Annotated in this window: 3 protein-coding genes; 2 read left to right on the top strand and 1 reads right to left on the bottom strand. The window is 67.0% G+C overall.

The window, feature by feature from the left end; translation table 11 throughout:
• Positions 1–561: aminotransferase class V-fold PLP-dependent enzyme (locus R6V09_RS50475; protein WP_317888144.1), on the bottom strand; the 561-nt coding region annotated here is incomplete at its 3' end.
• Between the two features lie 286 nt (positions 562–847).
• Between R6V09_RS50475 and ctaC the strand changes: the two genes are divergently transcribed.
• Positions 848–1807 carry an aa3-type cytochrome oxidase subunit II gene (gene ctaC, locus R6V09_RS50480; RefSeq protein ID WP_317888145.1) on the top strand — a complete coding sequence of 320 codons (960 nt, stop codon included), beginning with the start codon at positions 848–850 and terminating at the stop codon, positions 1805–1807.
• Positions 1804–2617 (top strand): cytochrome c oxidase subunit I (locus R6V09_RS50485; protein WP_317888146.1); only part of this gene is annotated, 814 nt, incomplete at its 3' end. The genes ctaC and R6V09_RS50485, both read left to right, overlap by 4 nt.

The raw sequence follows: 2617 nt of genomic DNA on the forward strand, positions 1-2617 counted from the left end.
CGCGCCCTCGACCGGCCCCCACCCCAGCGACTGCGCCGCGTCGACCAGCAACGGCACCCCCGCCACCCGGCACACCTCGGCCACCTCGGCGACCGGCTGCACGGTCCCCACCTCGTGGTTGGCCGACTGGAGACAGGCCAGCGCGGTGTCCGGGCGCAGGGCCTCGCCGTAGGCCCGCGCGTTCACCGCCCCCGTCCGGTCCACGGGAACCTCGGTCACCGAACCACCCGCCGCCACCAGGCTCTCGGCCGAATGGAGCACGGACGAGTGTTCAACAGCTGACACGATCAGGTGACGTCCGACGCGCCGCCGCCCTGCCAGCGCCCCCGCAATTCCCGTGTGTACGGCCCGAGTACCCGAGGTGGTGAACACCAGCTCGTCGGCCCTGCACCCGACGGCCTCGGCGGCGGCCTCCCGCGCGGCGTCCAGCAAAAGCCGTGCCTTACGTCCTTCTTTATAGAGCCGGGCCGGATCGGCCCACCCGTCGTCGAGAGCGGCCAACAGCGCCTGCCGGGCAACGGGATGAAGGGGAGCGGAGGAGGCAGCATCAAAGTAGGACACACGCCAACGTTAAAACGTACGGGGCCTTTCCTTAGGGGCGCGGGGAACTGCGCGAGCAACCACAACGCACCCGCACCCGCCCAAATCACCTGAACCCCCGAGCTATTAGGCGCAAGGAGTAACGGGCGGCGCGTATGCCACCCTCCCCGCGAACCCCCGGAGGGCGTCGGCTAGGGTTTGGTCCGCATAAACATCCAAACCCCTGCCCGACGCAGGGCGGCGACCGACCCGCGTGAAGGCAGGCCGCAGCCAATCCGCGCGGGCGAGACTCTCGGGAAGGCGCTACGTGAGTCCCAACGGCTCCGACCGCTCGCCGCGGCGCCCGATGCGGCGGAAGCTGCTGCAGGCAATGACTGCGGGCCTGGTCCTGGCGACCGCGACCGGTTGCACATCCAAGGACTTCCCTCGCCTTGGTTTCCCCACCCCGACCACGGAAGAGGGTCCGCGGATCCTCTCCCTGTGGCAGGGATCCTGGGCTGCCGCGCTCGCCGTCGGCGTCCTGGTGTGGGCCCTGATCATGTGGAGCGTCATGTTCCACAGGCGCAGCCGCACCAAGGTCGAGATCCCCCCGCAGACCCGGTACAACATGCCCATCGAGGCGCTGTACACGGTTGTTCCGCTCATCATCGTCTCGGTGCTGTTCTACTTCACGGCCCGCGATGAGACGAAGCTCCTGAGCCTCGACAAGAAGCCCGACGTGACGGTCAACGTCGTGGGCTTCCAGTGGAGCTGGGGCTTCAACTACATCGAGAACGTCGACGGTGTCAGTGGCGACGCGACGACCGACAAGAACCTGGCCGCGATTCCGGACCGGTTCAAGAAGGAATTCCCGGCGAACGCCGGCGGTGTCTACGACGTCGGTACGCCCGCCACGAAGAACCCGCAGACCGGCAACCCGGGTCCGACCCTCTGGCTCCCCAAGGGCGAGACGGTCCGCTTCGTCCTCACCTCGCGTGACGTCATCCACGACTTCTGGGTGGTGCCGTTCCTCATGAAGATGGACGTCGTCCCGGGTCACACCAACGCCTTCCAGGTGACCCCCACCAAGGAGGGCACCTACCTCGGCAAGTGCGCCGAGCTCTGCGGCGTCGACCACTCCCGGATGCTGTTCAACGTGAAGGTCGTCTCGCCGGAGCGCTACCAGCAGCACCTCAAGGACCTCGCCAAGAAGGGGCAGACCGGTTACATCCCCGCTGGCATCGCGCAGACGAGCCACGAGAAGAACCGGGAGACGAACAACCTGTGAGCATCCTCAACGAACCTCAGGGTGCCGCGGCAGCAGAGTCCCACTACGCGGATGAGCTGCCGGTAAGGCGCAAGCAACCCGGCAACGTCGTGATCAAGTGGCTCACCACCACCGACCACAAGACGATCGGCACGCTGTATCTGGTCACGTCGTTCGCGTTCTTCCTGATCGGCGGCGTCATGGCGCTGCTGATGCGCGCCGAGCTGGCGCGGCCGGGTCTGCAGATCCTGTCGAGCGAGCAGTTCAACCAGGCGTTCACGATGCACGGCACGATCATGCTGCTGATGTTCGCGACGCCGCTGTTCGCCGGTTTCACGAACTGGATCATGCCGCTGCAGATCGGCGCGCCCGACGTGGCGTTCCCGCGGCTGAACATGTTCGCCTACTGGCTCTACCTGTTCGGCTCGACCATCGCGGTCGGTGGCTTCCTCACCCCGCAGGGTGCGGCCGACTTCGGCTGGTTCGCCTACAGCCCGCTGTCGGACGCGGTCCGCTCGCCGGGCATCGGCGCCGACATGTGGATCATGGGTCTGGCCTTCTCCGGCTTCGGCACCATCCTCGGCGCGGTCAACTTCATCACCACGATCATCTGCATGCGCGCACCCGGCATGACGATGTTCCGCATGCCGATCTTCGTGTGGAACGTGCTGCTGACCGCCGTCCTCGTCCTGCTGGCCTTCCCCGTCCTCGCCGCCGCGCTGTTCGCGCTGGAGGCGGATCGGAAATTCGGGGCACACGTCTTCGACGCCGCCAACGGCGGGGCCCTGCTGTGGCAGCACCTCTTCTGGTTCTTCGGCCATCCAGAGGTGT

The organism is Streptomyces sp. W16 (genome assembly GCF_033194735.1).
In the GTDB taxonomy this organism is placed as follows: domain Bacteria; phylum Actinomycetota; class Actinomycetes; order Streptomycetales; family Streptomycetaceae; genus Streptomyces.